This window comes from Exiguobacterium sp. 9-2, from assembly GCF_036287235.1.
Taxonomy (GTDB): Bacteria; Bacillota; Bacilli; order Exiguobacteriales; family Exiguobacteriaceae; genus Exiguobacterium_A.
Genome location: NZ_CP142850.1, coordinates 804,511 through 824,300, shown reverse-complemented (window position 1 = coordinate 824,300; position 19,790 = coordinate 804,511). Strand labels below are relative to the sequence as shown.

Below are 19,790 nucleotides of genomic sequence, written 5' to 3'. Positions count from 1 at the left end.
AAAAGCCAAGCCGACCGTCTGAAAAAATCGACGTGTCTAGCTTGGCTTCTTACTTCTTTATTTTTCAATCACTGTTAACAAATCAAGCGGTGTCTCGATGACATGATCTGCCGAATTCCACTCGGATGGCGTACCAAAACCATATTGACATAAGACGACCGGCATATGTTCCTTACGAGCCGCTTCGACATCAGAAGACCGATCTCCAATCATCCAGTAAGATCCTTCTCCAAACTCATCGCGGTGAGCGCGTAAGATATCCGATTTTTCTTTTCCATTGACGGATTCCAAGCATTTCGGACTTGTGAAGAACGAGCGGATTTCCTGACTATCAAGCACAAGGTTTAGATAATGGTTGCCGCAATTACTTGCAGTTGAGACCGTGTGTCCCGCTGAAACAAGAGCTTGCAATAATGATCGAATTCCGTCGAACAAGACGTTCTGTTCAACCATCGTTGCTTCTAGATGACCATGTCTCTTTTTACGGATTAACCGAATATCCTCTTCTGAGGCTTCCGGAATCGCTTTTCGCCAAAAGGCGCTTCCTGCTAGACCGTAGCTTGCCTGAACACTTTCTTGCGAAGGTTTTGGAAGATGCGGCATGTCCTCCATCGCCCGATGGATTGCTTCTGTCATTTGTTCCGTTGAGTCAATCAATGTACCGTCAATATCGAATAAGATAATTGCCATGTTCCCACTCCTTTTACATCTCTTTTTTTGCTTTTCTCTTTTTCTGAATCAAATAGCCAACCGTAATCAACACGCCTAAACCAATCCAAACTATCGGATGATTGAGGTGATGCAATTTTCGCCATTCATGACCAACAGCTTTCCCGCCCCAAATGAAGAGCGTCGACCAGAGGAAAAAGGCAATCGTCGTCACGACGGTAAACGTCCAGCGTGAAACACCAGTTAGACCGGCACCAATCGCAAATCCGATACGCCACATCGGAGAAAGAAGAAGAATATAGCGTCCTTTCGTCTCCATTTGCGTCTGAAACTGGAGCATTTTTGTTTCTGAAATCCGAAACCATTTGAATAAACGATTCAATAACCGTTCACTCCCGAACTGTCCAATCGTAAAAAAGAGGTTCTGACTAATGACGAAGCTTACTACAGCAAGGAACACCATGAATAGCAGATTCGCCTGTGCCGTATGCACGAGATATCCTGCATACGCGAGCGGTACTTCGCTCGGTATGAATGGAAACATGAGCGTCATCATGATCCCGATATAACCGTATGATTCCATCCAGTGGTGTCCCATTTTCGCCCTCCCTCTCTCTTTACCAACTATTTCTAGTGTATCGAAATTTCAAGAGGGCGTACAGGAAACGGCTCTTTTTACATCAGAAAGAGCGACTTCTTGTGTGAAGTCGCTCGGATCATCTATTTGATCAATACGCATCCTCGCTTTGCAATGGTTGCGTACGACGTTTTTGTTGTTCATCTTGCCAGTCGCTGAAACGTGTCAATTCTTCAAAGACTGTTTTCGTGACGAAAAGGATGACCGCGATATCGTCTGCAAATCCAAATCCGAGTACGAAATCAGGTACGAGGTCAATTGGTGACACGAGATAAACCAATGCGCCGATTACTTTTAAGATCGTCGTACGACGAATGTTACGGTATTCACCTGACTGGTACGCGCGAATCATATCGACGAACAACGTCAACGGTGAAAAGACGACGGACAAACGAGAGTTCCCGTTTACCTTTGCAGTTGCTCGTTGTAACAGCGAGTTCGTCTTTTTCGGGCGATCAATATAATCTTTTGCATCTTCGGCATATTGATTTTGTTGTTTTTCTAATTGTTGATTCGAGAATTTCATTCCTATTTTCCCCCATTCTAAAGTAACTTCGACGCTTTTCTATTTCCCTGTTCCTACGGATGATAATCCTGTCAGGTTTCAGGATATGATGGAACGGTAAAAAAGGGAGAGAAGCGTTACAGAAAGGATGATTTTTATGAATCATGTTAATCAAACCGTCATCATTACGGGAGCCGCGAATGGCATTGGTGCAGAACTCGCCCGCACCTACGCTTCGCATGGCGCAAATGTCGTTCTTGCTGACATCGATCAGATGACAGGAGACGAATTAGTTCAACAAATTGAAGAAGATGGTGGGACGGCTTACTTCTATCACCTCGATATCCAACACGAAAAAGACGTTCAACTGTTGATTGAGAAAGCGATTGAACATACTGGTCGTATCGACATCGTCATCAATAACGCCGGTATCATGATTCGAAAACCCTTACTCGAATTGTCACTTGAGGAATGGGATCGGGTTCATCATACGAACCTGCGTAGTATCTTTTTAACTACTAAGGCCGCTACACCTTATTTGAAACAAAGTAAAAGTGGTGGTCGGATCGTCAACCTGGCTTCGACCCGCGCCTTCATGTCGGAACCGCATACAGAATCTTATGCATCGACGAAAGGTGGCATTTTTGCTCTGACCCATGCACTTGCTGTCTCACTCGGAGAAGACGGAATTCTCGTCAACGCGATTGCTCCTGGTTGGATTGAAACCGGTGACTATCAAGAACTATCACCTGAAGATCATAGTCAACATCCAGCTGGTCGCGTCGGAAAACCAAGTGATGTCGCTCGTGCGGCTCTCTATCTAACACACCCGGATAACGATTTCTTGACGGGCGAAACACTGGTCCTAGACGGTGGGATGACACGAAAGATGATTTATGAAGAATGATTCGGATGGAGTGCCTTTCGGGGCACTTTTTCATTTCACAAAAACTATATTTATACCTTTTTCAAACATTAATAAACCTTCTATTTATACGATGTTACAAAAATATATCTTCTAACATCATTCGGAAATCAATCAATTACATAATGATTTTTCCTTTCATATCAACATATTCTATTTATTCTTCTGTTCACGCATCATTATTTTCATAAATTCTTCATACTTTCTGCTAGCTTCTCTTGTATTTTTTTAAAAGAATTGTAAAGTGGATTTTCTGATTTTCTTGTTAGAGTGGGATAGGTAACACTTCACAAGGGAAAGGAATGACGCTTAGTTTATGAAACGACCTTTCGGAAAGTCACTCGGGCTATCGCTCATGACACTCACTTTACTCGCAAGTCCGCTCATGACGACAACTCCCGTCGACGCAGCAAGTTCATATAGAGAAAAGCAACAACAAAACCAGCAACAACAATCGAAGCAACGCGAGGCGTTGTCTCAAAAAAATAATCAATTATCTAAAGCACAGCAACAAGTCTACGCCCTGGATCAACAGATTAATGGGCTGACATTACAAGTCGTCGAGAATCAAAAGAAAATCGACGAAAACACGAAACAGATTGCTCGATTAGAAGATAAGATCGAGAAGTTGCAAAAAAAAATCAAGAAACAAGAAAAAATGCTCGGTGATCGTCTAGCGGTCCGTCAGTCGAAAGCCGATAACGCCCCACTGCTTGAAGCCGTCTTCGGCGCAAAAGATGTCGGTGATATGATTAGCCGTTTCAACGCCTTCAATACAATCGCGGAAAGTGATGCTTCTTTATTAAAAGATTACGAATCAAACAAAAAAGAACTGGCAGCTGCGAAAGAAGAACTGAAGCAGACACGCCAAGACTTGATTGAAGATCGTAATGTTTTAAAAAAGAAACAACGTGAATTAAAACAAGAAAAACAAAAGCGAACAGCACTTCTGAAACGTCTGACGTCGCAAAAGAAAAAAATCGAATCCAGTATCCTTAGCCTGAAAGAGGCATCGGCCCAACTGAAGGCACAGGAAGAGGCAGAAAAAGCTGCAGCACGTGCCGCGAAAGCAGCTGCAGCAAAAGCTGCAAAACAATCGGCAGTGCCAGCATCTGTTAGCAAGGCCAGCACGAAAGTCATCTCAAAAGCAAAAGGTAAATTCATCAAACCTGCTCAAGGCTCTGTTTCGCAAGGAATGGGTGCAGCAAGCGGAAGTAATGGTTATGCGTACCACAATGGAACCGACTTCGCTGGTCCACTCAACTCGCCAATCGTTGCGTCTGCAAATGGAACAGTCATCTTAGCAAGTTCCGGTGGTCCTTACGGCAACCACGTCTATATCTCTCATAATATCGACGGAAAAACGTATACGACCGTGTATGCCCATATGAATGCCTTGAACGTTAAACAGGGACAACAAGTCAAACAAGGACAGCAAATCGGTGTTCTCGGAAGCACCGGTAACTCGACTGGTCCACACTTGCATTTTGAAATCCACGATGGTGGATACCAGTATGATGCGAATGGACGGACGAATGAGCTCGATCCAGAAAGCTTCTTCTAAGTCGATTCAAGAAAAAGTGCACGCCTTCTCTTCCTGAGAATGCGTGCACTTTTGCTGTGTTCATTAAATTTTGAATTGATGTGTCTGACTGTCAAGCGACGTCGTCGTCGACTCGAGTTCTTGCATCAATTGATGAATCTGTTCGAACGATGCCTGTTGATCGCGCATCGAAGCAGCGATTTCTTCATTTCCGGCTGCAAGTTCTTCCATGACACCACTAACTGTACTGACTTGACCAACGACATGGCGGGCTTGTTGTTTCGAATGTACGAGTTGTTTCGTCACATAATCGAGTGTTTCGGTCACACTCGCTACTTTTTGACGCGTCTCACCGAATGCTTGTTGGACGTGTGTAAAATTCTCGACCTGGTTCGTCTGTTCCCGCTCCGCTTGCACGAGTGCTTCTTGTAAAACAGCGCCGTCTTGGCGAATCGAACGGACGAGTGAGAAGATCGAACGCGTCGCTTCGTGTGTCTCATCTGCTAACTTTTTAACTTCACTCGCCACGACGGCAAATCCACGACCGGCTTCCCCTGCTCGCGCCGCTTCGATTGCCGCATTGAGTGACAATAAGTTCGTCTGCGCAGAGACTCCAGCGACGAGTTGCGCCATCTGTTCGATTTGTTGCGTTTGCTCAAGGAAACCTTCTAATTTCTGACCGAGTTCACGATTTTGTTCTGTTGACGCGCGTAATGAAGTAGCCTGTTGTTCCATGACAGAACTACTTTGAACCATCACGTGATCTGCCGCCTGTCCTTCTGCATAAGCGGTTTGTGCGCGTTGTTCGCTCTCCTCGAAGAGTTGTTGCATATCAGCCATCGTACTGACCGTTGTCTGGATATCATCCGACACCGTTTGTGTACCGCTCGCCATCTCATTAATCGCATGGGTCATGTTACCAGAAACTTCGACGATGTTCGCGTTCTCTGTCGTCGCTTCCGTACTCATTTGACGAATCGTGTTCGACGAACGACTGATCGTTCCGATGACCTCATGTAAAGTTCCTTGCATCTGCGCAACAGCCGTCTCGAGTCGACCAATCTCATCTTTTCGACCGGATACGACCAGTTCCTGTGACAAGTCTCCATCCGAAATTTGCTCTGCTGTCCGGACGACACGGCTGATCGGTCGCGTGATACTACGTGCGAAGTACCAATTGTATAACGCTAGACCAATCAAGAGGAGGAATGTCGCGATTAGGACGGTCCGCGTCAAATTCAATGTCTCGTCTTTTGCCTCACGTTGTAAGACATCATAAAACTCCCCATTTTTCGTATGTAACGTATAGAGATCACTGAGGACACCTTCAATTCGTGCGGCATGGGAGCGAATGTCAATCGGATTCACCGCGTCCGTCAGTTCCGTCCGTTTTGCAGCGAGCGTCTTATACTTCATATCCGCCCGGTTCAACTCTTCTTGAAACGCTGGAATCAAATATGTCTTCTGTAGCTGATTCAAAGCTTGCTCGTTCTTCCTACTAAGAGCCTGAACCTGCTCCGCCTGACTCTCAGACGGTTGGCTTGCCAGTCGGTTCCATGCTGCCTGTTCATATAAGAGCTTCGTTTCGAGTTCTGAAATTTCAACGAGTTGTTTCCCGTAGTCTTCGTTATAGGATTGAATTTGACGGAGTTGGAACAAGGTCCATCCCATCAAGATGACGACACTCAAAATCGTCACTAATGTTGAGAGTAAAAATCGTTTCCGTAACGTCATTGGATCGTCACCTTACCTTCGAGCACATCTTGTTGCAGCTGCTCTAATTTTTTTCGTTCCCCGTCCGTAAAGTTCGTATTACGGATTGGAGCCAACTGGATTGCCCCTTCTTTGACACCAAGGACGACTTGTCCAGATTGGAGTCCTTTTGCATCCACATCTTGTCCGATTTTCGTAATCGCAAGATCAACTTGTTTTAGCATCGACGTCATGACGGCGTCAGGCGCGATCGGGGTCTGATCGCTATCAACACCGATAGCTTTTTTCCCCTTCGTTTGCGCTGCCTCAAGGACGCCGCTCCCTGTTAATCCAGCAGCTGCATATAACACGTCTGCCTTTTTCTGCATCATTTCGTTTGCAAGCGTCCGTCCCTTTTCGGGCGCCGCAAAGTCCTCCGCATATTCGATGAGTACCTTTGTTTTCGGATTGACGGCTTTAGCGCCAGCTATGTATCCTTTTTCGAACTTCTCAATCAAAGGCGACTTCATCCCACCGACGAAACCAATCGTATTCGTCTTGGTTTGGATTCCTGCAGCGGCACCCGCTAAGTAGCTTCCTTCGTCCTCTTTGAACGTAACCGAGAGTACGTTCGGTAACGTCGAGACGGCATCAATCAAGGCGAATTGTTGTTTCGGATATTTTTTAGCAACGGTCTCAAGATCTGTCTGCCCCATGTAGCCGAGTCCGACGATAACGGTCGGCTTCTTTTTCGCTAACGCTTCAAATGCTGTTTTATAGGTCTTCGTTTCGTTTAATTCCCGGTAATCGATCGACCAGCCTTCCTTCTCCCGTAACAACGCCATACCGCTCATCGCTGCATCGCTGAATGATTGATCGCCAAGACCAACATCCGATAAGACGACCGCCATTTCCTTTCGCTCCTTGACTGCCCGTTCTGGATCATCGATGACACTACCGCATCCTGCAAGGCTTAGTGTCGATGCCAGTATGATTCCACTCCATCGTTTCATTCATTCCACACCCTTCCGACATTCTACATCTGATTATCGGAAGCGATGTCTGACTTTTTAATACAAAATCCAAATTCAGAATAATCCCACAACAAAAAAACATGCCCCTCTAAAAAAGAGGGACATGTGACATATTCTTAGTAGTCGCTATCAGACGTACCACCAGTAACGATTGCGATTCCTGCTGAAGCACCAATGCGTGATGCACCTGCATCGATCATTGCTTTTGCACCTTCGAAGTCACGAACGCCACCAGACGCTTTAACACCGATATCAGGACCGACTGTCTCACGCATGAGACGGATATCTTCGACTGTTGCACCACCTGTTGAGAAACCAGTTGATGTTTTCACAAAGTTAGCACCTGCTTTAACTGAAAGTTCAGCAGCTGTTTTGATTTCTTCTTTTGTAAGAAGACAGTTTTCAAAGATGACTTTAACGAGCGTACCGTTCGCCGCTTCGACAACTGCACGAATATCACGTTCTACTAACTCAAGATTTCCATCTTTTAGTGCGCCGATGTTTAAAACCATATCGATTTCTGTTGCACCGTTTTGAATGGCATCCTTTGTTTCGAATGCTTTTACTTCTGGCGTGTTTGCTCCAAGTGGGAACCCGATGACTGTACATACTTTCACGTCATCATCTGACTTTAAGAGTTCTGATGCTAACGCGACGTATGTCGGGTTAACGCAGACGCTTGCGAATTTGTATTCTAATGCTTCTTTACAGAGTGTTTCGATTTGAGCACGTGATGTTTCTGGCTTCAGTGCCGTATGGTCGATCATTCCTGCTAAATTCATGATTGTTATCCTCCTTAAGGCTTCCCTTTGACTCTGATATTATTCTATCACGCAAGAGGTCTGACTTCTATCTTTTTACGCGACTTTTCGAAGCTGTTTTTTTCGAATCCAGACTCCATTGAGCGTAAAGACAATCGCTGCTGTCCAAATACATGTAAACGCCACCATATGTGTTTTAGTAAACGGTTCATGATAGAGCAAAACACCGAGTCCAAGTGATAAGGTTGGTGCAACGAATTGCAAGAATCCAACCCATGTGAATGGAATTCGTTGTGCCCCGAATCCAAATAACAAAAGTGGCACAGCGGTGACGATCCCCGTTAAGATGAGTCCAGTCATCGTACCGACAGATTCGGTTATCGAAGACGTTCCCTGTACTTGCCAATATCCGAGGAAGATCAAAGCCAGTGGAAGCGGCGCCATCGTCTCAAGTGTCAGACTGACCGTTGATTCAAGCGGACGACGTTTTTTGACGACGCCGTAAAAACCGAAGCTTAAGGCAAGCGCAATCGAGATCCATGGAAATTCGCCGTAGCCAATCGTTAAAATCAGAACACCGATCGTCGCAAGGACAATCGAGATCCATTCAATCCGTGAGAGCTTTTCTTGAAAGAAGAAGACACCAAAGACGATGCTGACGAGCGGATTGATGTAATAGCCGAGCGACGCCTCAACGATAAATTGATGATTGACAGCCCAGATGTAGATGAACCAATTCAAGCTGATGATCAGTCCATTTAAGAAAAAGAGTCGGCGCGTGAACGGATCACGCAATGCCGTCTTCCATTTTCCAAGTGCTTTTTGAAACGACAGTAAGATGAGTAGAAATAGAAACGACCAGATGATCCGGTGCGCTAGTATCTCTTCACTCGGTACATTAGCGAGCATCTTCCAGTAAAGCGGTAAGAGCCCCCAAATGATATATGCGACAAGCGTCGCAAAAAATCCCGGTAGATTCACATAATCCCTTCTTTCGTTATGATACCTTCTTCATCCGTATCTTTCCTGCTGATAAACCGCTGATCGTAAACAAAGCAACGGCAATCCAAATGAACAGGAAAGCGATGAAGTGAATCGTCGTAAAGACGTCATTAAATAGATAAATTCCAAGGAGTAGCGTTAACGTTGGTGCAATGTACTGCAGAATTCCGACGTAAACGAACGGGATTTTCGGCATCCCGTATCCAAATAACATCAATTGAACTGCTGTTGCGATTCCGAGCATGATGATTGCAAGCAGTGCACTCGTCGGCATCGCAAGCGGTTGACTATCCGTCACGCCTAGCGTCAAGAGAGCGAACGGGAGCGTGACGAGCGTCTCTAAAAATAATCCCGATAATGGCTCGGCTGCCGCCTTTTTCTTCAGCACACCGTAAAATGCGAACGAGATGGCAAGTGAAAAGGCAATGATCGGAAATTGACCATAACCGAGCGTTAAAATCATCACACCAGTGATTGCTGATACAATCGCGATGATTTGTGGACGCGTTAATCGTTCCTTAAAAAAGATCAAACCGAACAAGACGCTGACGAGCGGATTGATATAATACCCGAGCGACGACTCGACGATATACCCTTCTCCGATGGCATACAGATAGAGTGACCAGTTCCCACCTAATACGAGACCTGCCGCAAGCACGGTATAACGTTGGCGTTTGTTTTGCCACAGGTGACGAACGAATTGAAACTTCTTCGTCAAGCGTAACAATAGTGTCACGAAGATGAACGCACTTAAAATCCGGATTGAAACGACCGTCCATGCTGGAATTCCAGCAGCAAACACTTTGTAGATTGGCAACAGTCCACCAATCACGTAGGCGACGAATGTCGCACTCATACCCCGTTTATCCACGGTCATCCCCCTTATGTATGAAGAAAGCCGCCAGTGGCGACTTTCATTGAACCTTATTGTGCGTCAAGCGTCTTAAACAATTCGCGTAATTCCTCTTCCGTCAAATCACGCCAAGAACCAATCGGTAAATCGCCAAGCTCGATGTTCATGATCCGGACGCGCTGCAGCCGTTTGACCCGGTAGCCGAACTCTTTACACATTCGACGAATCTGACGATTTAACCCTTGCGTTAAAATGATGCGAAATGTCCGTGTCTCAAGTGGTTCAACGATACATTCCTTCGTCGTTGTACCAAGAATGTCAACACCACTCGCCATTCCTTGAATGAATGTGTCCGTGATCGGGGCATCGACAGTCACGATATATTCCTTATCGTGATTGTTTTCTGCCCGGAGAATCCGGTTGACGACATCACCGTCATTCGTCAAAAGAATCAAGCCGTCTGAATCCTTGTCGAGACGACCGATCGGGAAAATCCGCTTCGGATGATTAACGAAATCGATGATATTTCCTTCGATATCAAGCTCCGTCGTACACGTAATGCCGACCGGTTTATTTAAGACGATGTAGACGGGTTTTGGTTTCGTTTGGAGTGGCTGACCGTCGATTTCGACGACGTCCGTCTCTTCAGCTTGCGAGCCGAGTTCTGCCGTCAGACCGTTGATCGTCACACGACCTGCGTCGACTAATTTATCGGCAGCACGCCTTGAGCAAAAGCCCGTTTCACTAATGAATTTGTTGATTCGCATGAATAATATCCTCTTTCCTTAATTGAACTGTATTCAGTGTAGCGCATTCCTGAAATGAAAACAAAAAAAGTGGCAAAGAAAACCAGAGGTTCCCTTTGCCCTTTCGATTAGACTACAGCGTCTTTAAGTGTCTGCATGATGCGAACGAATTGACCATCGTTCATCGGATAACCGGCTTTCGTGATTTTGACACGAACGAGTTGTCCGATCATCGACTCATCGCCTTCGATTGCGACACGCAAATAGTTATCTGTGTAACCGACGAGACGACCGCCTGCTTCTTCCGAGAATTCTTCCGGAATGATCTCAAGCAGTTCCCCTTCGTATTTCGAAGCATATTCCTTTGCGAGTTGATCCGATAAAGCGATCAAACGCGCGACGCGTTCTTCTTTGATTGATTCCTCGACTTGATCATCCATCATCGCAGCGGGTGTTCCTGTCCGTTTTGAGTACGGGAAGACATGCAACTCACTGAACTTATGATCGTTGATAAAGTTGAACGTTTCCATGAACTCTTCTTCCGTCTCACCTGGGAAACCGACGATGACATCTGACGTAATCGCACAGTCAGGCAGGACTTCCTTCAAACGCGTAATCCGTTCCCCGAATTCTGCCATCGTATACTTCCGGCGCATCCGGCGAAGGACCGTATCGGAAGCCGACTGGATCGGAACGTGCAAGTGACGAACGACAATCGGTGAATCCTTCAGGACATCAAGTACCTCGTCCGTGATTTGACTAGCTTCGATCGACGAAATCCGCAAACGTTCGAGTCCATTGACGGATTCGAGTGCTTTAAGTAATTTCGCTAAGTTGTAGTCTTTTAAGTCTTCTCCGTAGCCACCTGTATGGATGCCCGTCAAGACGATTTCTTTATAACCCGCATCAACGAGCTGTTGTGCTTGCTTCAAGACATCTTCTGGTTGACGAGACCGCATGAGACCACGCGCCCATGGGATGATACAGAACGTACAGAAATTGTTACAGCCTTCCTGAATTTTCAGAGAAGCCCGTGTCCGGTCCGTAAAGGCCGGTACATCCAGTTCTTCATAGACTTTTGCTTTCATGATGTTTCCGACCGCATTGATTGGCATGCGTTCTTCACGGAATTGTTCAATGTATCCAATCATTTTATGCCGATCTTGTGTTCCGACGACGACATCGACGCCAGGAATCGCCATGATTTCAGCAGGAGATGTTTGGGCATAACAGCCCGTTACGCAGATGACACTATCCGGATTTTGGCGAATCGCCCGTCGGATGACTTGGCGACTTTTCTTATCTCCGGTATTCGTGACCGTACATGTATTGACGACATAAACGTCCGCATGATCAGCAAAATCAACGCGTGCGTAACCAGCGTCCTTGAACAGTTGCCAGACAGCTTCTGTTTCGTAATGGTTGACTTTACAGCCAAGCGTTTGAAAGGCAACAGTTGCCATTTCGTTCACCCTTTCAATTCAAAATGATACGAGACGGCGGAAAGGACATAAAATGGTGCCGTTTCCGTCCGTAAGATGCGGCGCCCTAGAGCGGCTTGTTTAAAACCGGCATCCGTCAAACGTGCGATTTCTGCTTCAGCGAACCCACCTTCAGGTCCGATGACGACAAGAAGGGAATCTCCCTCTTGCAGTCCAGCAAGCGTCGTAGCGAGGACGGAAGCCTCCCCTTGTTTCGCTGATTCTTCATAGGCAACCAGACAAGCCGTATAGTTCGATGCATCCTGTAAGACTTCATCATACGCCACGAAGTCGACCGTCGGCAAGTGGGCACGGTACGATTGTTCCGCTGCTTCCTTGACGATTTTTTCGAGTCGTTCAATCTTTTTCGGAACCTTCTTCTGATCCCATTTCGAGACGGAACGGTCGGCTTCGAAAATCCGTAGATGATGGATCCCGAGTTCCGTTGCTTTTTGGGCAACGAGTTCGATCTTATCGCCTTTTGGCAATCCATGGGCGATCGTCACACGAATCGGTAGCTCCGTCTCGATCGGTAGCGTCTCTTCGATACGGGCAGAAGCTACCTGTTTCTCGAGTGCTTCAAGGCGACACCGGTAAAGACCTGTTCCATCGAGCACGAGAATCTCTCCGCCGACTTCCATCCGCATGACGTTTTTCATATGGTGTGCATCATCTTTCGGGAGATGAAAAACATCTCCCTGACGCATCGAAGGCTCGACGAAATACCGTTGCATGCGCTTATGCCTCCCGTTTCGCGATGATTGCGACCCAGTCCTCAAGCTTCGTCGTCTCGACGATCGTAAATCCTGCTTCTTGCATCGCTTGTACGACCATATCTTTCTTCTGACTAATGATACCGGAAGCGATGAAATGCCCGCCTGGTAACGTCAGCGTATAGGCATCCTTGACGAAGAGGAGGATGACTTCCGCTAAGATATTCGCGACGATCAACTCGACCGGCTCACTCAATTCCTTCATCAAATCGCCTTGACGGACCGTGATCTGCTCACTGACGTTGTTCAAAGCGACGTTTTCCGTCGCTGATTTGACAGCGACTTCGTCTAAATCGAGTGCAAAGACATCCTTTGCCCCAAGCTTCGCAGCTGCAATCGCTAAGACACCGGATCCTGTACCGACATCGACGACACGATCTTGCTCTTGCAAGTAGTTTTCGATTGCTTGAATGCAAAGAACCGTCGTCGGGTGTGTTCCCGTTCCGAACGCCATGCCTGGATCGAGCTCGATGATCTTTTCACCCGGCTGTGGCGTGTAGTCTTCCCACATCGGGACGACTGTCAGGTGGCGGCTGATCTTGACCGGTTTATAGAATTGTTTCCATGAATGTGCCCAGTCTTCTTCATCTACTTGAGTCAGCGTGACAGCACCCGTGCCAATCGACAGACCGAAGTTCGTCAATTGTTGGATGTCCTGTTCGATGCCTTTGATCGTGTCCGTCAAATCGCTGCTTTCTGCAAGATATGCCTTCACGAGTACACCTTGAGTCGGGTACTCATCTCGTTTCGTCTCATCCCAAATTTCACCGAAGTTATCTTCGCGGTGGGACATCATCTCGAAATCTTCGACGTCCTCGATGACGACTCCGCTTGCTCCCGCTTCATGTAAGATGTTTGAAACTGCTTCGATGGCTTCTTGTGTCGTATGGACACAGATCTCTGACCATTTCATTTCTTGTCACGCTCCTCTGTAGTGATCACCCTGTAAAGAATGTCTTGATCCGGCTGAAGACACCTTCGTGTTGCTCTTCGACACCTTTTTCATCGCTGATTTCATTGAATTCCCGTAATAGTTCTTTTTGACGTTCCGTCAGATTCTTCGGTGTGATGACGACGACGTTGACGTATTGGTCACCATGGTGACCGGACCGGACGTTCGGCATCCCTTTTCCGCGGAGACGGAAACGTGATCCTGTCTGTGTGCCCGCTGGAATCTTCAGACTGACCTTGCCATGAACGGTCGGCACTTCGATCTCATCACCGAGTGTTGCTTGCGCAAATGTAAGTGGCATATCCATGACGATATGATCGTCGACGCGTTCGAACAGTTCGTGTGCTGCGACACGGACGACGACATACAAGTCACCTGCTGGTCCACCGTTGACACCGGCTTCCCCTTTGCCTGCTAAACGAATTTGTTGCCCATTGTCGATCCCTGCTGGAATTTTGACACGGACATCTTTGTTTTTACGGACACGACCAGCTCCACGACATGTTTCACATGGCTCCTTGACGATTTGTCCACGGCCATGACATGTCGAACACGTTGTTTGGTTGACGACACGACCGAACATCGTGTTTTGTTCGACGTTGATGTGCCCCGAACCACCGCATCGTTTACATGTTTCTGGATGTGTTCCTGGTTTAGCACCCGAACCATGACATGTACTGCAATCTTCTTCGACTGGGATCGTGATCGTCTTCTCGACGCCTGTGACCGATTCCATGAAGTCGATTTCCTCAACGTATTGTAAGTCCTGTCCTTTACGTGGGGCATTTGGATCTTGACGACGTCCGCCACCGAAGAACATGTCGAAGATGTCGCCAAATCCTTCAGCTCCACTGAATCCACCGCCACCTTGTGATGGATCTTGGTGACCAAATTGGTCGTAACGTGCTCGTTTATTGTCATCGGACAACACTTCATACGCTTCCGATAATTCCTTGAATTTTGCATCCGCATCGGCTTCCTTGTTGACGTCCGGGTGGTACGTCCGGGCAAGCTTTCGGTAGGCGCGTTTGATTTCCGCTGATGAGGCATCGCGCGCGACGCCTAGTACTTCATAATAATCGCGTTTTTCCACGTGCAGTCTTCCTCTCTCTATTCCGATTCATTTCATACTGTTTGATTTTACCGAACTTCGTGCGACATGGAAAGAGCCAAAGCGCGGATACGCTTTGGCTCTCTCTAGCGCCCGAAAAATCGGTCGGATGAATTACTTGTTGTCTTTCTCGTCAACTTCTTCGAACTCAGCGTCCATGACATTGTCGTCTTGACCACTAGCTTGTGCGCCTTCAGCGCCAGCTTGTTGCTGTGCCATGTTCTCGTAGACTTTTTGTGTCAACTCTTGAACGACTGTCGACAATTCGTCTTTTGCAGCACGGATTGCTTCGATGTCTGTTCCTTCGAGAGCTTTTGTTACTTTTTCTTTTGCAGCTTCTGCTTTTTCTTTATCAGCGTCAGCGACTTGCTCACCAAGATCTTTGATCGCTTTGTCTGTTGCGAAGACGAGTTGGTCTGCTTCGTTGCGTAATTCAACTTCTTCTTTACGCTTGTTGTCTGCATCCGCATTTGCTTCTGCATCCTTGACCATTTGCTCGATGTCCGCTTCAGTCAAGCCGCTTGATGATTGGATCGTGATTGACTGTTCTTTGTTTGTTCCGAGATCTTTTGCAGAAACGTTAACAATACCGTTCGCATCGATGTCGAATTTAACTTCGATTTGTGGCACGCCACGTGGTGCTGGTGGAATGTCCGTCAACTGGAAGCGACCGAGCGTTTTGTTATCTGCTGCCATTGGACGTTCCCCTTGAAGGACGTGGATATCAACAGCTGGTTGGCTGTCTGCTGCAGTTGAGAAGACTTGTGATTTTGAAGTTGGGATCGTCGTGTTACGATCGATCAATTTCGTCATCACGCCACCCATTGTCTCGATACCGAGTGAGAGTGGAGTTACGTCGAGAAGAACGACGTCTTTGACGTCTCCAGTCAATACGCCACCTTGAACCGCTGCACCGAGGGCAACGACTTCATCCGGGTTAACTCCTTTGAACGATTCTTTACCAGTGAAGTCCTGGATTGCTTTTTGAACTGCAGGAATACGAGTTGAACCACCAACGAGGATGATTTTGTCGATTTTGTCTGGTGTCAGACCTGCATCGTTCATAGCACGGCGTGTTGGTTCCATCGTACGTTCAACAAGATCTGCTGTGAGATCATCGAATTTCGCACGTGAAAGCGTCATTTCCAAGTGAAGTGGACCTGATGCGCCAGCTGTGATGAACGGAAGGCTGATTTGTGTTGAAGAAACACCTGAAAGATCTTTTTTCGCTTTTTCAGCTGCATCTTTTAAACGTTGAAGCGCCATCTTGTCTTGAGCAAGATCGATGCCGTTTTCTTTTTTGAATTCTGCTACGAGATGATCGATGATTTTTTGGTCGAAATCATCTCCACCAAGACGGCTGTCACCTGCAGTTGAAACTACTTCAAAGACGCCATCACCGAGCTCAAGGATCGACACGTCGAACGTACCGCCACCAAGGTCATAGATGAGGATCGTGTGATCTTCGCCTTTTTCGAGACCGTAAGCGAGCGCTGCTGCTGTAGGCTCGTTGATAATCCGTTTTACATCAAGACCAGCAATTGTACCAGCGTCTTTTGTCGCTTGGCGTTCTGCATCGTTGAAGTAAGCCGGTACTGTGATGACAGCTTCTGTGACTTTTTCACCGAGGTAGTCTTCTGCTTGCGCTTTTAATTTTTGAAGGATGATCGCAGAGACTTCTTGTGGTGTGTAGTCTTTGCCTTCAACTTCTACTTTATAGTCTGTACCCATATGACGTTTGATCGACATGATCGTGTTCGGGTTCGTGATTGCTTGACGTTTTGCAACCTCCCCTACTTGACGCTCACCGTTTTTGAATGCGACGACAGATGGTGTCGTACGGTTTCCTTCTGCGTTAGCGATGACGACGGGTTCGCCACCTTCCATTACTGCAACACATGAGTTCGTTGTACCTAAGTCAATACCGATGATTTTTGCCATGATCTATTTCCTCGCTTTCAATGATTGGAATAATGAAGTACAGGCTGATTACTCAGCTACTTTAACCATACTCGGACGAATCACACGATCGTGCAATTTGTACCCTTTTTGGAATTCAGCGATGACGACACCTGACTCGTGTTCTTCGCTCGCTTCTTGAACGACCGCTTGGTGTAAGTTCGGATCGAACGCTTCACCGACAGCTGGAATCTCGACGACGCCTTCATTTTGAAGCGTTTCGACGAGTTGACGTTTTACCATCTCGACACCCGTCAAGACAGATTTCGTCTCCTCGTTTTCCGTCTCGATTTGGAGCGCCCGGTCCAAGTTATCGACGAGTGGCAACAGCTTTTCGACGATCGCTTGTGAAGAATACTTCGCGCGGTTCTCTGCTTCGACACGGTTACGACGCTTGAAGTTCTCAAAATCCGCACGGAGGCGTAATTCTGAAGCTTTTGCTTCTGCGAGTTGTGCTTCGAAGTCCGGCTTCTCGTCTTCGACGAGATCCGCTTGGATGACTTCTTCTTCTGTGACTTCGACGGTTTCAGTCGGCTCTGTCACGTTTTCTTCTTGTTGGAGGTTTTGATTCTGTTCTTTTTCTTCCACTCTGAATCGAGCCCCTTTCTATATTCAATCCAAATTGTTCTTATGCAATTCGGTTTGGAATGCTTGAAGTAGATGGATGATCGAGTTGATTCCCCGGTTGTAATCCATCCGTTTCGGTCCGATCAATGCGAGTGTCCCAATTGAGACACCGTCGACCGAATAATGGGCCCGGATGACGCTACAATCTTTTAATGCATCCATATTGTTCTCACTCCCGATCGTAATCAAGATTTGATTATCGAGATTCGGTCGTAGGAAATCGAGAACAGCTTCTTGCTGTTCGATCAGTTCGAGAACAGGTCGTAGTTTTGCGACGTCCTGAAATTCAGGCTGATCGAACATGTTGGCTTTCCCGCCCAAATAAATGAACGGTCGCTCCTCTTGATCCGTCAAGACGAGATCAAGTGCTTTCGAGAGCAATACCGTCTGCTCAGAATGCTCTGAACGGAAGCGACGGATTTCCTCAAGCAGACGACTGCGTAAGGCTGAGAGCGGCGTACCGCGCAACGTCTGGTTCAGACGTTCCATCAGTCGGCTCGCTGCTTCCTGGGACAACGCTTGATTCAATTGCAATGTCTTGTGTTCAACATGTCCCGTCTCTGTGACGAGAACGATGACGACACGACCCTCGGCAAGAGGAATTAATTCTAGATGATGCAGTCGTTGTCCGTCTTCTTTTGGTCCAAGTACAAGTGTCGTGTAATGGGTTAAATCACTCAACAGGTCTGCTGTGTGCCGAATCAACCGATCATTCTCATTCACGGAATGGGCAAAGAGTGACTTCAATGCCTGTGCTTCTTTTGGTGTGATGTTTTCCGGACGAATCAGATGGTCGACATAAAAACGATATCCGAGTTCGGAAGGAATCCGTCCTGCGGAAGTGTGTGGCTTTTCAATCAGACCCATCTCTTCGAGGTCCGCCATCTCGTTACGAATGGTCGCGGAACTGAACGTCACGTCGTCTCGTTTTGAGAGCGTCCGTGAGCCGACGGGTTGAGCAGTCTTGATATAATCATCGACGATTGCACGTAAAATCAACAATTGACGATCCGTCAGCACCTTCTTCACCACCTTATTTTGTTAGCACTCACTTTTAACGAGTGCTAATTACATCTTTTACTATAAGGAATTGTCCGCCCGATGTCAACCGAATTGCGTGACCCTTTGAACAGTTTCCCATTCTGCGATACAGTGAAACAAAGAACGGAAAGGATGAATCGGATGATTGAATTATTGGCAATGGCGGGAGTCTTTGTCTGGCTGTTCATCGCGGTCATCGGAACGACTGCGTATTTTTTAAGGAAGTCGAAAAAATGAGAGAAGCGGTGTTCCACATTTGGGAAACACCGATTCTCTCATTTTCATTGATTTCAGCTACTCTTATGTCATTGTACTTGCGCTTCACCAATGAACTCTGCAAAGACTTCGTTCGCTAGCGGAATTCCGGCTGGCGTCAAACGGATATGTGTCTCCGTCTGCTCGACGAGACCGTTTGGCAACAACCGTTTCATGACTTCACCAAATACATCTTTAAACGCTACTCCATACTTCTCCTGGAAACGCTCGAGCGATACGCCGTCCTTCATTCGAAGACCGAGGAACATCTCTTCTTCCATCCGCTCAACGTTCGTCAACGGCGTCTCTTTTCGAACCGGTAACCCTTCCGCCTTGATATAGTGCGGAATCGGTGCGATGTTCGCACGACGCGTCTGATTGATATAGCTATGTGAGCCTGCACCAAATCCGTAGTACTCATCGTTTTCCCAGTAGACGCGATTATGCCGACTCTCTTTTCCAACTTCTGCGAAGTTCGAGATCTCATACTGTGCATAACCACCTGCTTCAATCGTTTCGATCATCACTTGATACATCTCTGCCTCGAGATCTTGCGTCGGTAGCGGTAGTTTTCCTTTTCGCTCTTGAATCGCAAAAACCGTGTGTGGTTCTAAAATCAATGAATAGGATGAAATATGCGTAATCGGTAATTGTAGCGCCCGAGTAACGTCGTAGCGGACCTGATCGAGTGTCTGATTCGGTAATCCGAACATCAAGTCGACGGAGATGTTATTAAATCGTTTCGCTGCTGCATCGAGCGTCTGCGCGACTTTCGCTTCCCGGTGCGTTCGACCGATGCGTTCGAGCAAACCATCGTCAAACGATTGGACACCGAAACTGACACGATTGACACCACCTGTCTTCATGATATCAAGTTTCTCTTCCGATACACCGTCCGGATTCGACTCGACCGTATACTCTAAATCGTCACCTGTTAGTGGCAACAAATGCTTTTGAATGATTTCCATTAAACGTTGCATCTGTGGTTCATTCAAAGCAGTTGGTGTGCCACCACCAATGAAGATCGTCTCGAGATGATCCGTCGGATATTGTTTCAGCGTCAGTTCGATTTCGCGTTCAAGCGCATCGAGGTATTCATCGACGGGCTGATTCTTTAAAAAGACTTTATTGAAATCACAGTAGTAACAAATATGTTCACAAAAAGGGATGTGGACATATGCGGCGCGTATTCCCATTTCGCCTCATCCTTTCTCTATAAAAACC

General features: G+C 46.9%; 19 protein-coding genes. 2 read left to right on the top strand and 17 right to left on the bottom strand.

All coding sequences use genetic code 11. The annotated features are described in order from the left end of the window. Positions 1–57: 57 nt before the first annotated feature. The 3 genes from VJ374_RS04255 to VJ374_RS04245 all read right to left on the bottom strand — a co-directional run bounded on the left by VJ374_RS04255 (position 58) and on the right by VJ374_RS04245 (position 1,832). Entirely contained in the window at positions 58–690 is a 633-nt protein-coding gene (locus VJ374_RS04255; RefSeq protein ID WP_056060084.1) for an HAD family hydrolase, read from the bottom strand. A gap of 13 nt (positions 691–703) precedes the next feature. Then, a complete protein-coding gene (locus VJ374_RS04250) occupies positions 704–1,267 on the bottom strand; it encodes a DedA family protein (RefSeq protein WP_329470271.1) in 564 nt (187 codons plus the stop codon). 130 nt (positions 1,268–1,397) lie between these two features. Further along, on the bottom strand, positions 1,398–1,832 hold the full coding sequence (locus tag VJ374_RS04245; protein WP_035409261.1) for a YkvA family protein: 435 nt from the start codon (positions 1,830–1,832) through the stop codon (positions 1,398–1,400). Between the two features lie 136 nt (positions 1,833–1,968). Between VJ374_RS04245 and VJ374_RS04240 the strand changes: the two genes are divergently transcribed. Together VJ374_RS04240 and VJ374_RS04235 are read left to right on the top strand one after the other, a co-directional pair. Next, entirely contained in the window at positions 1,969–2,718 is a 750-nt protein-coding gene (locus VJ374_RS04240; RefSeq protein WP_329471019.1) for an SDR family NAD(P)-dependent oxidoreductase, read from the top strand. Between the two features lie 373 nt (positions 2,719–3,091). After that, positions 3,092–4,300, top strand: coding sequence for a murein hydrolase activator EnvC family protein (locus tag VJ374_RS04235; RefSeq protein WP_329470269.1), 1,209 nt, complete (start codon positions 3,092–3,094; stop codon positions 4,298–4,300). 63 nt (positions 4,301–4,363) lie between these two features. On the opposite strand, the gene VJ374_RS04230 is transcribed toward VJ374_RS04235, so the two are convergent. The 14 genes from VJ374_RS04230 to hemW form a co-directional block, all read right to left on the bottom strand. Next, positions 4,364–6,013 (bottom strand): methyl-accepting chemotaxis protein, encoded by a 1,650-nt coding sequence (locus VJ374_RS04230; RefSeq protein WP_056060081.1) that lies wholly within the window; start codon positions 6,011–6,013, stop codon positions 4,364–4,366. After that, the gene (locus VJ374_RS04225) at positions 6,010–6,984 is read right to left on the bottom strand and encodes a BMP family lipoprotein (protein ID WP_329470268.1); all 975 of its coding nucleotides are present in this window, start codon (positions 6,982–6,984) and stop codon (positions 6,010–6,012) included. The genes VJ374_RS04230 and VJ374_RS04225 overlap by 4 nt, the downstream gene beginning before the upstream one ends. Positions 6,985–7,121: 137 nt before the next feature. Further along, the gene (gene deoC / locus VJ374_RS04220; protein ID WP_035409273.1) at positions 7,122–7,787 is read right to left on the bottom strand and encodes a deoxyribose-phosphate aldolase; all 666 of its coding nucleotides are present in this window, start codon (positions 7,785–7,787) and stop codon (positions 7,122–7,124) included. A 75-nt stretch (positions 7,788–7,862) separates the two neighbouring features. After that, entirely contained in the window at positions 7,863–8,747 is an 885-nt protein-coding gene (rarD, locus tag VJ374_RS04215; RefSeq protein WP_035409275.1) for an EamA family transporter RarD, read from the bottom strand. Between the two features lie 16 nt (positions 8,748–8,763). Then, positions 8,764–9,645: an EamA family transporter RarD gene (gene rarD, locus VJ374_RS04210; protein ID WP_235513988.1), complete on the bottom strand. Its 882-nt coding sequence runs from the start codon at positions 9,643–9,645 to the stop codon at positions 8,764–8,766. 47 nt (positions 9,646–9,692) lie between these two features. After that, entirely contained in the window at positions 9,693–10,388 is a 696-nt protein-coding gene (gene rluF, locus VJ374_RS04205) for a 23S rRNA pseudouridine(2604) synthase RluF (protein ID WP_056060072.1), read from the bottom strand. A gap of 107 nt (positions 10,389–10,495) precedes the next feature. Further along, positions 10,496–11,830 (bottom strand): tRNA (N(6)-L-threonylcarbamoyladenosine(37)-C(2))-methylthiotransferase MtaB, encoded by a 1,335-nt coding sequence (gene mtaB, locus VJ374_RS04200; RefSeq protein ID WP_035409280.1) that lies wholly within the window; start codon positions 11,828–11,830, stop codon positions 10,496–10,498. A 5-nt stretch (positions 11,831–11,835) separates the two neighbouring features. Further along, complete coding sequence (locus VJ374_RS04195; RefSeq protein ID WP_329470264.1) at positions 11,836–12,582, bottom strand: 16S rRNA (uracil(1498)-N(3))-methyltransferase; 747 nt, start codon at positions 12,580–12,582, stop codon at positions 11,836–11,838. Between the two features lie 4 nt (positions 12,583–12,586). Then, on the bottom strand, positions 12,587–13,534 hold the full coding sequence (gene prmA, locus VJ374_RS04190) for a 50S ribosomal protein L11 methyltransferase (protein WP_056060066.1): 948 nt from the start codon (positions 13,532–13,534) through the stop codon (positions 12,587–12,589). A gap of 25 nt (positions 13,535–13,559) precedes the next feature. Next, on the bottom strand, positions 13,560–14,666 hold the full coding sequence (gene dnaJ, locus VJ374_RS04185) for a molecular chaperone DnaJ (RefSeq protein ID WP_329470262.1): 1,107 nt from the start codon (positions 14,664–14,666) through the stop codon (positions 13,560–13,562). 132 nt (positions 14,667–14,798) lie between these two features. Next, entirely contained in the window at positions 14,799–16,625 is a 1,827-nt protein-coding gene (gene dnaK / locus VJ374_RS04180; protein WP_056060063.1) for a molecular chaperone DnaK, read from the bottom strand. Between the two features lie 48 nt (positions 16,626–16,673). Next, positions 16,674–17,231, bottom strand: coding sequence for a nucleotide exchange factor GrpE (gene grpE / locus VJ374_RS04175; protein WP_023467440.1), 558 nt, complete (start codon positions 17,229–17,231; stop codon positions 16,674–16,676). A gap of 24 nt (positions 17,232–17,255) precedes the next feature. Next, the gene (gene hrcA / locus VJ374_RS04170; RefSeq protein ID WP_035409289.1) at positions 17,256–18,290 is read right to left on the bottom strand and encodes a heat-inducible transcriptional repressor HrcA; all 1,035 of its coding nucleotides are present in this window, start codon (positions 18,288–18,290) and stop codon (positions 17,256–17,258) included. A 326-nt stretch (positions 18,291–18,616) separates the two neighbouring features. After that, positions 18,617–19,762, bottom strand: a complete 1,146-nt coding sequence (hemW, locus tag VJ374_RS04165) for a radical SAM family heme chaperone HemW (protein ID WP_035409292.1) — start codon at positions 19,760–19,762, stop codon at positions 18,617–18,619. Between the last annotated feature and the right edge of the window lie 28 nt (positions 19,763–19,790).

Bases quoted from the DNA above. Each gene is read 5' to 3' on its own strand.
- VJ374_RS04255 (WP_056060084.1), bottom strand. From the start codon at position 690: ATGGCAATTATCTTATTCGATATTGACGGTACATTGATTGACTCAACG.
- VJ374_RS04235 (WP_329470269.1), top strand. From the start codon at position 3,092: ATGACACTCACTTTACTCGCAAGTCCGCTCATGACGACAACTCCCGTC.
- VJ374_RS04240 (WP_329471019.1), top strand. From the start codon at position 1,969: ATGAATCATGTTAATCAAACCGTCATCATTACGGGAGCCGCGAATGGC.
- VJ374_RS04195 (WP_329470264.1), bottom strand. From the start codon at position 12,582: ATGCAACGGTATTTCGTCGAGCCTTCGATGCGTCAGGGAGATGTTTTT.
- rluF (WP_056060072.1), bottom strand. From the start codon at position 10,388: ATGCGAATCAACAAATTCATTAGTGAAACGGGCTTTTGCTCAAGGCGT.
- deoC (WP_035409273.1), bottom strand. From the start codon at position 7,787: ATGAATTTAGCAGGAATGATCGACCATACGGCACTGAAGCCAGAAACA.
- VJ374_RS04225 (WP_329470268.1), bottom strand. From the start codon at position 6,984: ATGAAACGATGGAGTGGAATCATACTGGCATCGACACTAAGCCTTGCA.
- rarD (WP_235513988.1), bottom strand. From the start codon at position 9,645: ATGACCGTGGATAAACGGGGTATGAGTGCGACATTCGTCGCCTACGTG.
- VJ374_RS04230 (WP_056060081.1), bottom strand. From the start codon at position 6,013: ATGACGTTACGGAAACGATTTTTACTCTCAACATTAGTGACGATTTTG.
- prmA (WP_056060066.1), bottom strand. From the start codon at position 13,534: ATGAAATGGTCAGAGATCTGTGTCCATACGACACAAGAAGCCATCGAA.
- mtaB (WP_035409280.1), bottom strand. From the start codon at position 11,830: ATGGCAACTGTTGCCTTTCAAACGCTTGGCTGTAAAGTCAACCATTAC.
- dnaK (WP_056060063.1), bottom strand. From the start codon at position 16,625: ATGGCAAAAATCATCGGTATTGACTTAGGTACAACGAACTCATGTGTT.
- VJ374_RS04250 (WP_329470271.1), bottom strand. From the start codon at position 1,267: ATGGGACACCACTGGATGGAATCATACGGTTATATCGGGATCATGATG.
- VJ374_RS04245 (WP_035409261.1), bottom strand. From the start codon at position 1,832: ATGAAATTCTCGAATCAACAATTAGAAAAACAACAAAATCAATATGCC.
- hemW (WP_035409292.1), bottom strand. From the start codon at position 19,762: ATGGGAATACGCGCCGCATATGTCCACATCCCTTTTTGTGAACATATT.